The sequence below is a fragment of the Bacillus sp. ISL-34 genome (assembly GCF_018613325.1).
Classification (GTDB): Bacteria; Bacillota; Bacilli; order Bacillales; family DSM-1321; genus Peribacillus.
On record NZ_JAGGQJ010000005.1, the window covers coordinates 36,086 to 51,595 of the forward strand.

Genomic DNA, 15,510 nt, shown 5'->3' on the forward strand with positions numbered 1-15,510 from the left:
CGCAGAATGGTAAAATGTTTGGTATCTTACTGTTGAAGGATGTTTAAATCATGAAAAAAGCTTTTAAACTTGTGTTAACGTTATTGCCTTTCCTATATATGATTGCCATTTGGATAATGTCGAGCAACCCCGATGATATGATTCTTGATCTTCCCTCATCCTCAATTGACCGATTTATCAAAGAGGCACTTCATCTGGTCGAATTTGCCCTTTTGTATATATTATTAGTTTCGGCCCTTGCCGCTAACCAAAAACTGAAACCTGGTTTAAGCTTGATAGCGGCCCTTGTAGCTTGCCTTTACGGAGTTATTGATGAGTACCACCAATCTTTCGTCCCATACCGCTCCTCTACCTTAATAGATGTCATTAAAGATATCATCGGAGTAGCTGCAGTCTATTTTCATGTCCAATTTCATTATTTCAAGCGTAAACGGGGCTTTTTGACGATTATAGAAAAATTAAACGAAAAAAAATGAGAGATAGGAATCCCCATCTCTCATTTTTTTGCCGTCATCGTATTCAGCCACTTACTTGAAGACTGAACTTTGACGCCTTTATAATAATATTTAACGATGTCTTCATAGGTTTTCCCTTCCCTGGCCATGCCATTAGCACCGTACTGGCTCATTCCGACTCCGTGTCCGGATCCTTTTGTCGTGATGACAATCTGGTTGCCTTGTCGCTCCCAGTCAAAATCAGATGATGTCAGCCCGAGCTTCTCACGAATCTGTTTTCCTGTCATTTTCTTTCCTCCGATTTCCACTACACCTACGCGATTACCCGATGTCCTTTCAATGACAGTCCCTATTGATGTTCCCGAAGAAAGACTTACACCCAGCTTTTTTTCAAAATCTGCAGTATCGACAACAACTTTATTATAAAATTTTGGTGATTCTTCTTTATCCCACGGACTGGATACACTTTTTAAGTAGGGGAATTCAGCTTGCCAATAGTCTTCGGAATTCTCCGTATAGCCATTGCTGGTCGAAAAAAAAGTGGCAGTAATCGGTTTTCCTTCATAGGTTAAGATTTGACCCGCCGTTTCCTGTATAGCTTTGTTGATTTTTTGCATCTTCGATTTATAATCAGAGCCCCACTGTTTTTTCAGCTCATCATTATTCTTATAAACTTGGTGCATGACCGTATCGCTTACATCGGCACCATCCGGCAAGCCTAATCGACTTTCGCTTATGAGCTGATTGACAATGTAGGTTCTCGCTGTCAATGCTTGTGCCTTCAGCGCTTCTTCTTCGAAATCAGCTGGCATTTCAGCTGCAACCACACCAGTTAAGTACGATTCAAGCGGCAGTTTTTCAATCTTTTTTGCAGATGTGCGGTAAACGGCAACTTCTACGGAACTCATTTCATTTGCAGCTACCTCTTTACCCTCATTCTTCTCTTTTTTTTCCAATTGCTCGGTCAATTGCCCACTTGTCTTATCATTTGAAAATGGAAGCACAAGCACTGCTGGAATCATGATAATTACGAATGCTACTGCTATGAATAGTACGATCATCGGTTTGATTGCTTTCAAATTCCTGAGCCTCCCTACACTTGTTTTCTCTGCCGTAAATCGTATCCAGCAGGTATCTTTACATAACAAATGTATGTTGAAGGACAAGCTTTTATGAATAGAAAAACGACAACTATTTAACTGTAGGATGAATCACGAACAAGAAAAAAACCATTCACGGTTCATTGACTCGAACGTGAATGGTTTTATAAGCTAACTTATGCGTTTAAATCTGCAATTTTTTTTGTTTCAGCAGGCACATCTTCGTTAATACGTTCCACATCAGCGCCTAGAGAGGCCAATTTACCATGGAAATTCACGTACCCTCTGTCAAGATGCTTCAATTCTGTAACACGTGTAATGCCATCTGCAACCAATCCAGTCAGGATGAGCGCTGCCGCGGCACGTAAATCTGTTGCAGCTACTTCAGCACCTTGAATGTTAGTTGGTCCATTAACGATAACGGAACGACCTTCTATTTTAATATTGGCATTCATGCGACGGAATTCTTCAACATGCATAAAACGGTTTTCGAAAACGGTCTCCGTAATCATGCTTGTTCCTTCAGCACGAAGTAATAATGCCATCATTTGCGATTGCATATCAGTCGGGAAACCAGGATGCGGCATTGTTTTGATATCAATGGCCTTCAAGGTTTTTGGACCGATAACGCGTAATCCATCTTCTTCTTCAAGAATTTCAACACCCATTTCCTCCATTTTGGCAATAAGGGAAGTAAGGTGTTCAGGTACAGCTCCTTGAACAAGAACATTGCCGCCAGTAAGAGCGGCCGCTGTCATGAATGTACCAGCTTCGATACGGTCAGGTATAATCGTATGTTCAGTGCCATATAATTTATCGACACCTTCGATTCTCATCGTACCAGTACCGGCACCTCTGACTTTGGCACCCATTTTATTAAGGAGATTCGCAAGATCTACAATTTCAGGCTCTTTGGCCACATTTTCAAGAATAGTTATACCTTCAGCAAGTGTTGCTGCCATCATGATGTTTTCAGTGGCACCCACACTCGGGAAGTCAAGATACACTCTTGCACCCTTAAGTCTGCCTTCTACCTCGGCATCAATGAAACCATTACCGACCTTCACTTTTGCTCCCATCGCTTCAAAGCCCTTTAAATGCTGGTCGATAGGACGTGATCCGATGGCACAGCCACCAGGAAGAGCAACGCGGGCCCGGCCATTCCTTGCTAGTAATGAGCCCATCACTAAAACGGAAGCTCTCATTTTACGTACATATTCAAATGGTGCTTCTTCTAATAACTCTCTTGATGCATCTACAGTTACTTGATTGTCATGAAAGGCAACGTCTGCATTTAAGTTGCGCAATACTTCATTGATTGTATATACATCGGAGAGCGTAGGAACATCTTTAATGATACTTTTCCCATCACTTGCTAATAATGTTGCAGCGATAACTGGCAAAACGGCGTTTTTAGCACCTTCTACTTTAACTGTCCCGCTAAGCCTTTTTCCGCCGCGGACGATGATTTTTTCCAAAAGTATTCCCCTCCGCGTCCATTTTCTCTATATTAATATTCAAACGTTATGATTGGTGTGCCAACTACAAAGTTCGTTCTGTCACCCAATCCTTCTGTCCGTAGCCCAAACTGCAAATTTAATTTTTCTTTTGTCAAAGGTTGTTTAAACAATGTTGAATGTGCAGATATAGATGTAAAGTTTGTTTCGTGCACACCCTCAATTTCCCTTGCTTGGAACATATCTAACAGGTCTTCAGTTTTAGAGTTTAAAACCGAATCCATATTATCATTGATAGACCCTTTAATACAAGAAAAAATTGAAGGAGTTCCTATAAATAGGTCATTCACCCTGTTTTGGAACGTAGCGGTAAAAAATGCCGCATTGGCTTTCTTCCACTTATTCCCCTTCACTTCGTAAATAACATAGGTAACTCTATCAAAGTTCTCTTCCGTTGTCATTATTTTGATAGACTCGGTCAGACCTGAATCGACATTGTAAGTTAACGCCTCAGCCTTCCAGCCGGAAGCATCATCTTTCAGGTGCCATTGAAATTGAGGGTATTTTCTTTTTAAAGCTGTAACTTCGCTTTCAAACTCTTGTTTAGTTGTAATCTCTTTATTTATTTCTCTAGTGAGTACAGACCAATCCCCTATGTCTAAATCTTTATCTTTTTGTAACAGTCCCACCAATTTAACTATATCTGGTTTACTTTCTGCCACAATCGTACTATTCCCAATTAAAATCACCATCAAACCGAGAAATACTATGTATGTTAACATTTTCTTGTTTAAATTAAACATGTTAAACCCCTCCCCTTTTACACATTCTTTCCATAAGGAGAGAGATCATACTTCGAGTTTTCCGACAATTGGTGACAACTTCCCCTTAAACTGGCAGGAAGCAAAAGCGAATACAAGAGTAGAATCATATTTTGCTATAAGAAAATTCTTACAGCTTATCAGTCATTACTAAACATATACGGAAGTTGGTTTGCAAATCCCAGGTAGTCGAGGAAGAAATTACTTACAACTGAACCGATGGCAACCGTTAATAAAATATATAAAACCCTGGCCTTGATGACCGAATTGGATCTTAACATTTTATCAAAATGTAATGCCTGTAGAGCCCACCAGGTAACTGCGATGAAAAACAAGTGTGCAATTATTCCTGTTAAAGCCTGCTGTCCCATTGCTGAAAACATGTACATACCTCCTAAAAGACACCCGAATTCTATTCTAACACAAAACCCCTTCATATTTGGAATTTAAAAGGAAGAATTGCAAAATATCTTTTTAAAACTGTAAATAGAGGCTTGATCCAATGGAACAAGCCTCTGATACAGGCATTATATCATTTACTTGAAATAAAGTCTGTAAATTCGCCAAATTGATCATGAATAAAATCAAAGGCAATATTTGGCGCCACCCCGAAAAGTATGGTGCCTATTACGCAAATGATCAACACGGTGTAAAGACCCGGACGAATTTTAATGACCTTCTCTGAATGAATGGGTCGGAAAAAAACCTGCACCAATAATCCGAAATAATACACATAGGACACAATGGTACCAGCAATCATGATTCCCGCAAGGACAAAATGACCAGGCTCCGTTATGAATGTTCCAAGAAAAATATTGAGTTTTCCAATGAAACCTGTCGTTCCGGGAATTCCAGCAAGCGACAGGATAAATACGGTGAAGGCCATGGCAAGATACGGTGATTTCCTCCCCAGTCCTGCAAGAATGCTAATATCTTCTGAACCACTTTGACTGGATAGCAGCTGAATGACTGCGAATGCACCGATATTCATTAATACATAAGCCATTAGGTAAAACCAGACAGTATCCAGGAGGAAATATCCCCCGCCCAATGTAGCCACCGCTACAAGCAGGTAGCCCGCATGGGCGATGCTTGAATAGGCGAACAATCGTTTTAAATTTTGCTGCCTTAACGCAACTACATTTCCAATGATGATCGTCAGCCCCGCTAACGAAGCTATATAGATATTATTTTTTTCCAAAAAGTCAAGCGCTCCGAACGTATCACCGGAAGCTGTTAGGAACAACGAGAGAAAAATGCGCAGGATGATGACGAAACCCGCCATTTTCGAAATTACACTCAAGAAGGCTGCGACCGGTGTCGGTGCCCCCTCATACACATCCGGCGCCCACATATGAAATGGAGCGGCAGCTATCTTGAAGGCTACACCGACAAACACCATGAAGAAAGCGATGCCCATGATGTATTGCAGCTGGCCGTCCGTCATCGCAGCCATCGTCCGGCTCATTTCGCCTAGATTGACGGAACCGGTCACTCCATATAAATAGCTCATCCCGAATAAAGTGATCGCAGTGGAAATGCCCCCGTTTATCACATACTTCATGGACGCTTCGTTGGACTTCCGATCATGCTTGCGTATTCCGACCAATATATAAGATGAAAGTGAAAGAAGTTCCAGTCCAACGAATAGGGTTATCAAATCACCGCTTGAGGACATGACCATCGCTCCAAGCAAAGCGGTCAGGAACAGATAATAAAATTCCCCCCGGTGCTCCCGCATCCCCTCCTGTGGTTCATATCCTTCAGCCAGAAGGATGATCAGGGCCGCTCCTAATAATAGTAGCAGCTTAAAAGCTTTTGCAAATGAATCTAAACGAAACGTATCGGATAAGATACTGACTGTCTCAAAGGATAGCAGGCTAATCAGTGACAAACAGGCCAAAATGATTCCGGTTAGCGCGAGCCATGCCAGTTTTCTCCGATTAAAGTGCTTCGGCCAGAATAAATCCAATATCGAAAGAATCATGGTCGTTCCAAGGATGATGAATTCCGGCATCATCGCTCCCCAATCATAAGAAAGCATCGTGTTCCAATCCATCCTTCATCGCCCCCCTAGAGCTAGCATCATGGCTTCAATCGTTCCTTGAAGAGGCCCGCCTAACAAATTGGGGTATACCCCAACAGATATTATCAAACCTAGAAGAACCAATGCCGGCACAAACTCCCAGCTTCCAAGGTCTCGTCTCTCTTTTTCTACCAAGCTATCATTTTTCCCGAAAGTCATCTGCATGACCGCCCTCAGTACATAGACAGCGGTTAATACGAGCCCGATCACGCCTATTGCCGCAAGCAACGGCTGACTCTTGAATAAGCCAAGAAATACCATGAATTCACTGATGAAGCCGGACATGCCAGGCAAACCGAGTGAAGCCATCCCGCAAGCTAGCATAAACCCTGAAAAAATCGGCATCGACTTGGCCAATCCCCCAAGCTTAGGAAGCATGGTGGTTCCCGTCCGCTCATACAAAACACCCACCAAGAAAAACAACAAAGCAGCAATTAGCCCATGTGAGATGACTTGAAAGATAGCTCCCTGAATGCCCGCTTCATTCAAGGCTCCCAGCCCCATCATGACGATGCCCATATGTGAGATCGATGAATAGGCTAAAACGAGCTTGAAATCCGTTTGTACCAACGCTAGAAATGCACCATATAAAAAACTTAGGACCCCAAATAGGACAATGGTAAAGGCCAAGCTTTTATATTGTTCAGGAAATATCCCCATTCCAAACCGGATGATTCCATATGCCCCTATTTTCAATAGGACACCCGCATGTATCATGACTATGGATGGAGGTGCTTCTGCATGTACCCGCACCATCCAGCTGTGAAAGGGAAAGACGGGCAGCTTTATCGCAAATGCAACGAGAAAGGCGAGACATAAACCATATTTCATCGAACCGGATATCGGTGCAAAAAGCGAAACACCCCCCATTGTCATCATCTGTGTCAATGCAGCAATGTTGGTCGTACCAGTCCTGGCAAACAAAATCAAAATAGCCACCAATAAAACAGCCGAACCAATGCCATTATAAATCAGAAAAATATAAGAAGCTTTCTCCCTCTCCAGAAAACCCCATCTACCAATTAAAAAGAAAGCAGGAATCAAAGTCATTTCAAAAAAGATGAAAAAAAGGATCAAATTTTCTGCCGTGAAGACACCGAGCATTCCAATCTCCAGGATCAAAAATAACAAATAATACCCTTTCCACTCTTTTTTTATATAAATGGATGCGATTGCGGCCAGTGATGAAATGATTGTCGTCAGTAAAATGAAGATAAGACTTAATCCATCCAGCCCCAACTCAAAGTCAACCGTGAAGAGCTTGGGATCATACATCTCCAAATTCCCAAACCTGATCCAATTTAACTTAATGTCAAATATTGAAAGGGCCACACCCGAATAATATTGGCTGAATAGAAAGAACGATAGGAAAAGGGGAGGCAGTGTTCCGAAAAAGCCAAATTGTTTAATCGTCCTTTCCTCTTTTTTCGGCATAAGGGCAATCATCACTATGCCCAACAGCGGTGAGAACACTAAAAGCGAGAGCAAATAGACATTCATCTTAGATACCCCCCAGTTACTGCAAAAATCACCAACAGTACCGCAAGTCCCAGAAAGGCTATCATGCCATATTGCTGTACCTGTCCCGTTTGCAGTTTAGACCCTATTTTCCCCAACCCTTCTATCGAACTTGTTAGAGTGGAAACCAGGCCACCGACAATGAACCTTTCAATATAAGAAAGGAATATACTAAAGCCTTTGACTGCATAGCCTGCAGTAAAACGGTAAATTTCATCAATGTAATACTTATTTTCCAAAACCCGATATACCTCGGAGTTTTCTTTGACAAGCCATTCCCGAGGTAACTTCTTTTTAGCGTATATCATATAAGCAAGGTATATCCCTGCCAGCGATACAAGCACGGCCATCAACATTATCCAAACGGGCCCCTCACTATGGCTGGCGCCTAGAAGTGTTTCATTTCCCTCCACAAGCCACTCCCCAAGGAAAGTTCCAAACCACGGTGTTTGGATATACCCGCTGATTACAGCGAGTAATGCCAATGCCATCATGGGAATTAACATGATTGAAGGTGATTCCTTGACCTGTTTTACTTGACTGCGCGATTCCCCTGCAAACATCATGAAAAACAGCCGGAACATATAAAACGCAGTTAAAAAGGAGGTAACCACCGCTAGACCAAACAATAGATAACTATTATTCTCCCAGGCTGCCATTAGAATTTCATCTTTACTGAAAAAGCCCGAGAGCAATGGAAACCCCGATATCGCCAAAGTGCCAGTCAAGAACAGCGGCCCAGTCCAATTCAACTTCCCCCATAGGCCGCCCATCTTTTCCATATCCTGTGTATGTATAGCGTGAATAACACTGCCTGCTGCCAAAAACAGCAATGCTTTAAAAAAGGCATGGGTCATTAAATGAAACACCCCGGCCACATATCCCGAAGTACCCAAAGCAAGCATCATAAAGCCAAGCTGAGAGATTGTCGAATAGGCCAATATACGCTTAACATCCTTTTGCACTATGGCAATGCTAGCGGCAAATATGGCTGTAATTCCACCTGTTATCGCTACGACCTGCATCGCAGCAAAACTAGCCATGAATAACGGAAACATGGCCGCGACCAGGTAAACCCCTGCAGCAACCATGGTTGCAGCGTGTATCAATGCGGAAACCGGAGTCGGGCCTTCCATTGCATCCGGAAGCCATGTGTGAAGTGGAAATTGTCCAGACTTCCCAACAGCACCGATAAAAATCAAAATAGCGATTAAAGTCAGTTTTTCACTTGATATCATGCCTGATTGAACGGCTTGAAAGATCTCTCCATATTCAAAGCTGCCTGTTTCCCAGAATAGCAGAATGATGCCGATTAAGAGCCCTACATCCCCAATCCTGGTCATGATGAATGCCTTCTTCGCTGCAGCTTTAGCTTCAAGTTTATAAAAGTAAAACCCAATGAGCAGGAAAGAACCCACCCCGACCAATTCCCAGAAGATATAAAGTTGTAATAAATTTGGTGCCATGACAAGTCCAAGCATGGCAAAGGTGAAGAAGCCCAGATAAGCATAAAAAATGGAGAATCGCACTTCACCCTTCATATACCCCTTCGAATATATCTGGACAAGCAGGCTGACAAGGGAAACGACCACAAGCATCAAGGCATTAAGCTGATTGATTTCGAATCCTGCTGTAAGTTGCGTCCCTCCGAAGGAAAGCCAATCTATCGATATATTATAAGTAGGTTCTTTAAATCGTTCCATCAGGACAAGCAACGATAAAACAAACGAAGCCAACGTACATATTATTCCTATAAAAGCTCCTCGTTCCCGCAACCGCCCGCCTGATAGAAGCAGAACCAGAAACGTGACGAGTGGAAAGACCGGTATGAGCCATGCGTACTCCATCATCGTATCAAATCCCCTTCTTCATTTATATAAACCTTCAATGCTTCATAATTTCCATTTCATCGACATTGACCGTCTTCCGATTGCGGTAAAGGGACATTAATATGGCCAGCCCTACAGCTGCCTCGGCCGCAGCGATCGTAATCGTGAATAAGGAAAAAACTTGACCCGTAATGGAAGGCGTTACCCCGAATTTACTGAAGGCAACTAAATTGATATTCGCTGCGTTCAGCATCAGCTCGATTGAAATTAAAACAATGACCGCATTTCTTTTCGTCAAGGCTCCATACAGCCCTATGCAAAATAAAACGAGTGCCAATACAAGGTAAGCCGACAAGGGAACTCCCGTCATGATCGATCTCCCTCCTCATCATCTTTTTTAGCCAATACGATGGCACCGACTAAAGCAACAAGCAGGAGTACCGACATCACTTCAAATGGAATCACATATTTTGAAAAAAGTTCGATTCCTATTTGTTTTGTATTTTCCTCATGCAAGACCGTTGGCTGAACAGGTATATCCAGATTATAAATCCCCAGATAAACCGCTACGGCGAATCCAGCAATCGCTGCCAGCAAGGAGAATTTCCCCCAGCCCCCTTTAGCGGGTGCATCATTTTCTTGGTGTTTTGTCAGCATAATCCCGAATAGCATTACGATCGTAATTGCCCCTGAATAAATAAGGATTTGGACAATGGCGACAAACTCGGCCGAAAGCAACATATAAATCCCTGCAATGCCCAAGAAAGTAAAAACAAGTGCGATTACCATGTGCACCACTTTTGTTAAGGTAATCAGCAGCACCCCGCCCAATATCGCGACGAGTGCCAAACCAATAAAGGCAATTAATTCACCCGACAAACTCATACTTTATTCACCTTCCGGATATTTTGATCATTTTCATCCAGCCACTCCAGATTTTTAAATAGATGATCACGGCTATACTCGGCCAGCTCGAATTGATTCGTCATCACGATTGCTTCTGTAGGGCAGACCTCCGTACATAAATCACATAAAATACAAATCTCGAAATTGATGTCATACGTATCGATGATTTTCCCTTTTTTCGACGGGTCCGGATGTTTCTTACCAGTTAATTGAATGCAATCCGTTGGGCAAATCGTCACGCATTGATTGCATACAATACACTTTTCAGGATAGAATTTCTGGATTCCGCGGAATCGGTCAGGAAGTGGAAGCGGCTCATTCGGGTAGTCATAGGTCACTTTTTTCCTCGTCAAGTTCTTTAATGTATAGGTTAAACCTTTTGCTAAACCAAGCATATAAATCCCTCGCTTTCCGACCAGCTTAAGTTTCTAAAAAAGGTTAATCAATTCTTTTATTAATGCCGTCAAAAATATATTGGCTAATGCAACCGGAAGCAGCACCTTCCATCCGAATTCCATTAATTGATCGGCCCTTATACGAGGAAAGGTTACACGAATCCAGACCAATACATAGAATACGGCACTGAACTTCAGACCGAACCAGATGGCTGCCGGAATAAAATCCAAAAACGGAATAGAATTCCATCCCCCTAAAAATAATACAGTGGTTAGCGTTGCCATTGCAAACATATACACATATTCGGATAACATAAAGAAGGCCCAGCGAAATCCAGAGTATTCAACATGATAGCCTGCAACAAGTTCGGATTCCGCTTCCGGAAGGTCAAAAGGAACCCTGTTCAACTCGGCAACCGATGCAATAAAAAATACGATAAACGCAATCGGCTGAAGAAAAATGAACCAAACCCTTTCCTGGGCCGCAACTATATCATTCAAGTTTAAACTGCCTGTTATAAGGACGATTCCCACTAGCGACATCACCAAAGGAATCTCATAAGATATCATTTGCGCGGCTGCCCTCATTCCGCCAATCAAAGAATATTTATTATTGGATGCCCAACCTGCAGTGACGATGCCGATGGTCGATATGCCGGAAATCGCCATATAATAAAGCAGTCCGACACCTATATCAGCAAATTGGAAGGCCTCGGTGAACGGCAAGGTGGCAAGGACCATGAAAGCAGGAGCAAAAGCAATTACGGGAGCTAAAATATATAACGGCTTATCAGCTTTTTTCGGTATCGTATCTTCCTTGATCAGAAGTTTCAAAACATCGGCAACGGTCTGCAAGAGACCCCATTTCCCCCCAATTTGATTTGGGCCGACACGCATCTGCATGAACCCCATTATTTTTCGCTCAGAAAGGATTCCATAGGTTACAAACCCTAATACGACGAACAGGAGCAGGACTGCCAAACCAAAAAAAATGCCAAAATTCAGCAGGCTTGGAGCGGAGTGGAGAAGGTCCTTGATCATTTATCCATCCACCTCCCCTAAAACGATATCGATTGCACCTAATATCGTTATCAAGTTCGCCATATTTTCCCCTTCCAATAATTTCGGTAGTATTTGCAGGTTATAAAATGAAGGCCTGCGAAATTTCAAACGGTATGGCTCCTTTTTCCCTTCACTCGCGATATAACAGCCGATTTCCCCTCTTGGTGACTCAATTCGGACAAATGCTTCACCCTTAGGAACCTTTATTATTTTAGGAACCTTAGCTAGGACCGGCCCTTCTGGAAATTGCTCAACCGCCTGCTCGATGATTTTCAGTGATTCTTCGATTTCTTCCATTCTACAGTGATAGCGTGAAAAGGCATCACCCTCTTCCCTTGTAGGAACATCAAATGTGAATCTGTCATAAATCGAATATGGTTCATTTTTTCGTAAATCCCATTTCACACCTGTACACCTTAAGTTGGCACCGCTAAGTGAATACTGCAACGCTTCTTCCTTCGTATAGATGCCCACCCCTTTAACCCGATTCACAAAGATTTCATTCCCTGTCACAAGCTCATGGTAACCGGCAAGCTGCTCCCTCATATAAGGGACAAACTCGGCAACCTTCGCAATCCAGTCTTCAGGAGCATCCCATTTCACACCTCCGACACGCATATAATTGAATGTAAGGCGTGCCCCTGACAATTCAGTCAATAAATTAACGATCATTTCACGTTCTCGAAAGGCGTATAGGAAAGGGCTCGTCGCACCTATATCCAGCAAGTAAGTACCCCACCAGACAAGGTGGCTTGCAACTCTGCCCAATTCCATTGCAATAACCCGCAAATATTCTGCCCTTTCGGGAATCTCCACCCCCATCATTGTCTCAACAGCATGGCAAAGCACATAATTATTTGTCATTGCCGCTAGATAATCGAGCCGATCGGTATATGGGATTATTTGTGTATATTGCAGATTTTCCGCTAGTTTTTCCGTACCGCGATGCAGATACCCAATGACAGGTGTAGCCTCTTTTATAATTTCACCGTCAATCTTGATGACAAGCCGAAAAACACCATGTGTACTCGGATGCTGCGGCCCGACATTTAGAAGCATTTCTTCCGTCCTTAACATTGGGCTTACACCTCCACATCATAAGGCTGATAATCTTTTCTAAGGGGATACCCTTTCCAATCATCACCTAGTAAAATTCGCTTTAAATCAGGGTGTTCATAAAAGTTAATACCTAATAAATCATATGCCTCACATTCTGGCCAATTTGCTCCTGACCATAATGGGACCAATGAATGAATAACGGGAGAATCCCTATCAAGCTTCACCTTCAAGGCAACTGATTGGTTCATTTTGAATGAATGTACATGCACATAGATTTCCATATGGGATTCAAAATCCGTACCATGAAGTTCCGATAAATACGAAAAGTTAAGCTGTTCATCGTATCGCAGAAATTTTGCTATTGAGAAATATGTATCTGGATCAGCCACTAAAGTGGGTACATCTTTTGATAACCTATTAATATAGTGCTCTAATAATGCCCCTTGTCCTAAATGGCTTTCAATAGCAGAAACAATTTGATCGAGTTTAGACTGATTTGGAGGAGGTTCGCTAGAGACGTTAACTTCCTCGCTTTCCTTTACGGCAGTCCTGTTCTTCGCAGCAGCAGTCGCTTTTGCCTTGGCAGCGGCTGCTGCCTTTGCCTTGGCCGCTGCCGCCGCCTTTTGCTTCGCTGCATCCATTTCTTCCGGCTTTTCCGCCGCTTCTTCTTTCGCCCGTTTTCGAGCCAGTGCTGCCGCCTTCGCCTTGGACGCGGCTGCCGCTTTTTGTTTCGCTATTTCCGTTTCTTCTTCCGGCTTTTCCGCACTTTCAGCTTTCGCCTGTTTTCGGGCAAGTGCTGCCGCCTTCGCCTTGGCCGCGGCTGCCGCTTTTTGTTTCGCTATTTCCGTTTCTTCTTCCGGCTTTTCCGCACTTTCAGCTTTCGCCTGTTTTCGGGCAAGTGCTGCCGCCTTCGCCTTGGCCGCTGCCGCCGCCTTTTGTTTCGCTATATCCGTTTCTTCTTCCGGCTTTTCCGCACTTTCAGCTTTCGCCTGTTTTCGGGCAAGTGCTACAGCCTTCGCCTTAGCCGCTGCCGCCGCCTTTTGTTTCGCTATTTCCGTTTCTTCTTCCGGCTTTTCCGTACTCTCAGCCTTCGCCTGTTTTCGGGCCAGTGCTACAGCCTTCGCCTTGGCCGCTGCCGCTGCTTTTTGTTTCGCTAAGTCTTCCTTTTCACTCATCTATATCACCCGCTTTCCGGTTTTCGCCTCGTAACGGATTTTTTCTTTTAATTTATTGATCCCATAAATAAGTGCAGCTGGGTTTGGAGGACAACCCGGTATATATACATCCACAGGTACAATTTGATCTACCCCTTTGACCACTGAGTAAGAGTGAACATAAGGCCCGCCAGCAGTTGCACAGGATCCCATTGCAATGACCCATTTCGGTTCGGGCATTTGTTCATATAATCTACTTATTATTGGAGCCATTTTTTTCGTTACAGTTCCTGAAACAATCATGACATCCGATTGTCTGGGTGATGTCCGAAAAAATGAACCAAATCGGTCCAAATCATAATGAGAGGAGCCGACACCCATCATTTCAATTGCACAACATGCCAAACCGAATGTCATTGGCCAGAGTGAGTTACTTCTAGCCCAGCCTTTTATTTGTTCTAGTGTTGATAAAAAAATACTGTGTCGCATTTCTTCCATTTCTTCAGGGGTAAGTTCATCCAATTTCAATTCCACTTTAACACCTTCTTTTTCCAAGCGTAGATTAGCCCTAGCATAAGGATCAGGACAAAAAATAGCATTTCAATCAATGCAAACAGTCCGAGTTCATCATAGGCAACCGCCCATGGGTAAAGAAAAACGGTTTCTACGTCAAATATGACGAACATCAATCCGAATAGATAATACCTGACATTGAATTGAACCCTTGAATCCTGAAAAGGCTCGATTCCGCTTTCATAAGTCGTATATTTCATATCTGTCGGTTTATAAGGCCTTAGCAGTCTACCAAGAAATAAAGCGATCACAGGTAATAAAATGCCGAGACAAAGGAAAACAAATACAATTAAATAATTATTTTGGTAAATATGCAGCTGTCCCATGTTCATCTCCCTTTATGGATAAATCATGTTAAATGGGTACAATTTAAATTTGCTTGTCTTCTTTTTGGATACCTTATAAATATTATGCAGGGTGACATTCTTTTAGAAGCAACGTGACTAGGAGGGGGTATGAAGCAATAAATGTAAGCGTATACATTATAACATTAGGATAAAAGCATGTCGACGAGTTAAGGTTTAAAATGGAAAATACTTTACACTATAATTCGACTTTTTTTTTCAATCCACAACCTTTTAATTTCGATATTCAATGTCACTAATCAACCTTTTGGATAAAAAAAACACCTGATCTTACCACGAATGGCTTAATCAGGTGTTTTCATCAATTAATGTTATCGCATTTCTGCAATTTGGATTCGGTTGATGGCACGTTTAAGCGCTAAATTAGCTCTTTTGGCATCATTTGATCCATCATTGTTCTGCAATCTTTGTTCAGCACGGGCTTTTGCTGCTTGAGCACGTGCAAGATCGATAGTTTCAGCTCTTTCAGCAGATTGAGCCAAAATGGTTACCACATCAGGGCGAACTTCTAAGAAGCCACCATTTACAGCTACATAGTCTGTGTTGCTTCCATTTTTAAGACGGACAGCACCAATGGTAAGCGGGGCTACAGTTGGAACGTGTCCAGCCATGATTCCCAGCTCACCGCTTTTAGCTTTAGTGCTTACCATTTCAACTTCTGCATCATATACTGGGCCATCGGGAGTAACAACATTGACTTTAATGGTCTTCATTTCATTCCCTCCTAGGT

At 42.7% G+C, this 15,510-nt stretch carries 17 protein-coding genes; 1 reads left to right on the forward strand and 16 read right to left on the reverse strand.

Annotated elements, in window-relative coordinates:
• The first annotated feature begins 50 nt into the window (after positions 1–50).
• The gene (locus J7E52_RS06210) at positions 51–476 is read left to right on the forward strand and encodes a VanZ family protein (RefSeq protein ID WP_214744189.1); all 426 of its coding nucleotides are present in this window, start codon (positions 51–53) and stop codon (positions 474–476) included.
• A 20-nt stretch (positions 477–496) separates the two neighbouring features.
• Here the strand turns inward: J7E52_RS06210 and spoIID are convergent, their stop codons facing one another.
• From spoIID to J7E52_RS06290, 16 genes are all read right to left on the reverse strand, one after another.
• Entirely contained in the window at positions 497–1,534 is a 1,038-nt protein-coding gene (spoIID, locus tag J7E52_RS06215; RefSeq protein WP_286197497.1) for a stage II sporulation protein D, read from the reverse strand.
• Positions 1,535–1,731: 197 nt separating this feature from the next.
• Entirely contained in the window at positions 1,732–3,033 is a 1,302-nt protein-coding gene (murA, locus tag J7E52_RS06220; RefSeq protein ID WP_098371638.1) for a UDP-N-acetylglucosamine 1-carboxyvinyltransferase, read from the reverse strand.
• Positions 3,034–3,065: 32 nt separating this feature from the next.
• Positions 3,066–3,815, reverse strand: a complete 750-nt coding sequence (locus tag J7E52_RS06225) for a YwmB family TATA-box binding protein (protein WP_214744191.1) — start codon at positions 3,813–3,815, stop codon at positions 3,066–3,068.
• A gap of 158 nt (positions 3,816–3,973) precedes the next feature.
• On the reverse strand, positions 3,974–4,216 hold the full coding sequence (locus tag J7E52_RS06230; RefSeq protein WP_034315776.1) for a DUF1146 family protein: 243 nt from the start codon (positions 4,214–4,216) through the stop codon (positions 3,974–3,976).
• Positions 4,217–4,365: 149 nt separating this feature from the next.
• A complete protein-coding gene (gene nuoN, locus J7E52_RS06235) occupies positions 4,366–5,892 on the reverse strand; it encodes an NADH-quinone oxidoreductase subunit NuoN (protein ID WP_214744193.1) in 1,527 nt (508 codons plus the stop codon).
• A gap of 3 nt (positions 5,893–5,895) precedes the next feature.
• Complete coding sequence (locus J7E52_RS06240) at positions 5,896–7,419, reverse strand: complex I subunit 4 family protein (RefSeq protein WP_214744195.1); 1,524 nt, start codon at positions 7,417–7,419, stop codon at positions 5,896–5,898.
• Complete coding sequence (gene nuoL / locus J7E52_RS06245) at positions 7,416–9,287, reverse strand: NADH-quinone oxidoreductase subunit L (RefSeq protein ID WP_214744197.1); 1,872 nt, start codon at positions 9,285–9,287, stop codon at positions 7,416–7,418. Before nuoL ends, J7E52_RS06240 begins: the two co-directional genes overlap by 4 nt.
• A gap of 34 nt (positions 9,288–9,321) precedes the next feature.
• Positions 9,322–9,636, reverse strand: a complete 315-nt coding sequence (gene nuoK / locus J7E52_RS06250) for an NADH-quinone oxidoreductase subunit NuoK (protein WP_063236468.1) — start codon at positions 9,634–9,636, stop codon at positions 9,322–9,324.
• On the reverse strand, positions 9,633–10,151 hold the full coding sequence (locus J7E52_RS06255; protein ID WP_214744199.1) for an NADH-quinone oxidoreductase subunit J: 519 nt from the start codon (positions 10,149–10,151) through the stop codon (positions 9,633–9,635). Before J7E52_RS06255 ends, nuoK begins: the two co-directional genes overlap by 4 nt.
• On the reverse strand, positions 10,148–10,567 hold the full coding sequence (nuoI, locus tag J7E52_RS06260; RefSeq protein WP_214744202.1) for an NADH-quinone oxidoreductase subunit NuoI: 420 nt from the start codon (positions 10,565–10,567) through the stop codon (positions 10,148–10,150). Before nuoI ends, J7E52_RS06255 begins: the two co-directional genes overlap by 4 nt.
• A gap of 33 nt (positions 10,568–10,600) precedes the next feature.
• On the reverse strand, positions 10,601–11,608 hold the full coding sequence (gene nuoH / locus J7E52_RS06265) for an NADH-quinone oxidoreductase subunit NuoH (protein WP_214744204.1): 1,008 nt from the start codon (positions 11,606–11,608) through the stop codon (positions 10,601–10,603).
• Positions 11,609–12,706 carry an NADH-quinone oxidoreductase subunit D gene (locus J7E52_RS06270; protein ID WP_048685832.1) on the reverse strand — a complete coding sequence of 366 codons (1,098 nt, stop codon included), beginning with the start codon at positions 12,704–12,706 and terminating at the stop codon, positions 11,609–11,611.
• A gap of 5 nt (positions 12,707–12,711) precedes the next feature.
• Complete coding sequence (locus tag J7E52_RS06275; protein WP_214744206.1) at positions 12,712–13,863, reverse strand: NADH-quinone oxidoreductase subunit C; 1,152 nt, start codon at positions 13,861–13,863, stop codon at positions 12,712–12,714.
• Entirely contained in the window at positions 13,864–14,340 is a 477-nt protein-coding gene (locus J7E52_RS06280; RefSeq protein WP_170946902.1) for a NuoB/complex I 20 kDa subunit family protein, read from the reverse strand.
• A 26-nt stretch (positions 14,341–14,366) separates the two neighbouring features.
• Positions 14,367–14,741 carry an NADH-quinone oxidoreductase subunit A gene (locus tag J7E52_RS06285; RefSeq protein ID WP_076368347.1) on the reverse strand — a complete coding sequence of 125 codons (375 nt, stop codon included), beginning with the start codon at positions 14,739–14,741 and terminating at the stop codon, positions 14,367–14,369.
• Between the two features lie 350 nt (positions 14,742–15,091).
• Positions 15,092–15,493 carry a F0F1 ATP synthase subunit epsilon gene (locus J7E52_RS06290; protein WP_048685840.1) on the reverse strand — a complete coding sequence of 134 codons (402 nt, stop codon included), beginning with the start codon at positions 15,491–15,493 and terminating at the stop codon, positions 15,092–15,094.
• Positions 15,494–15,510: the final 17 nt, after the last annotated feature.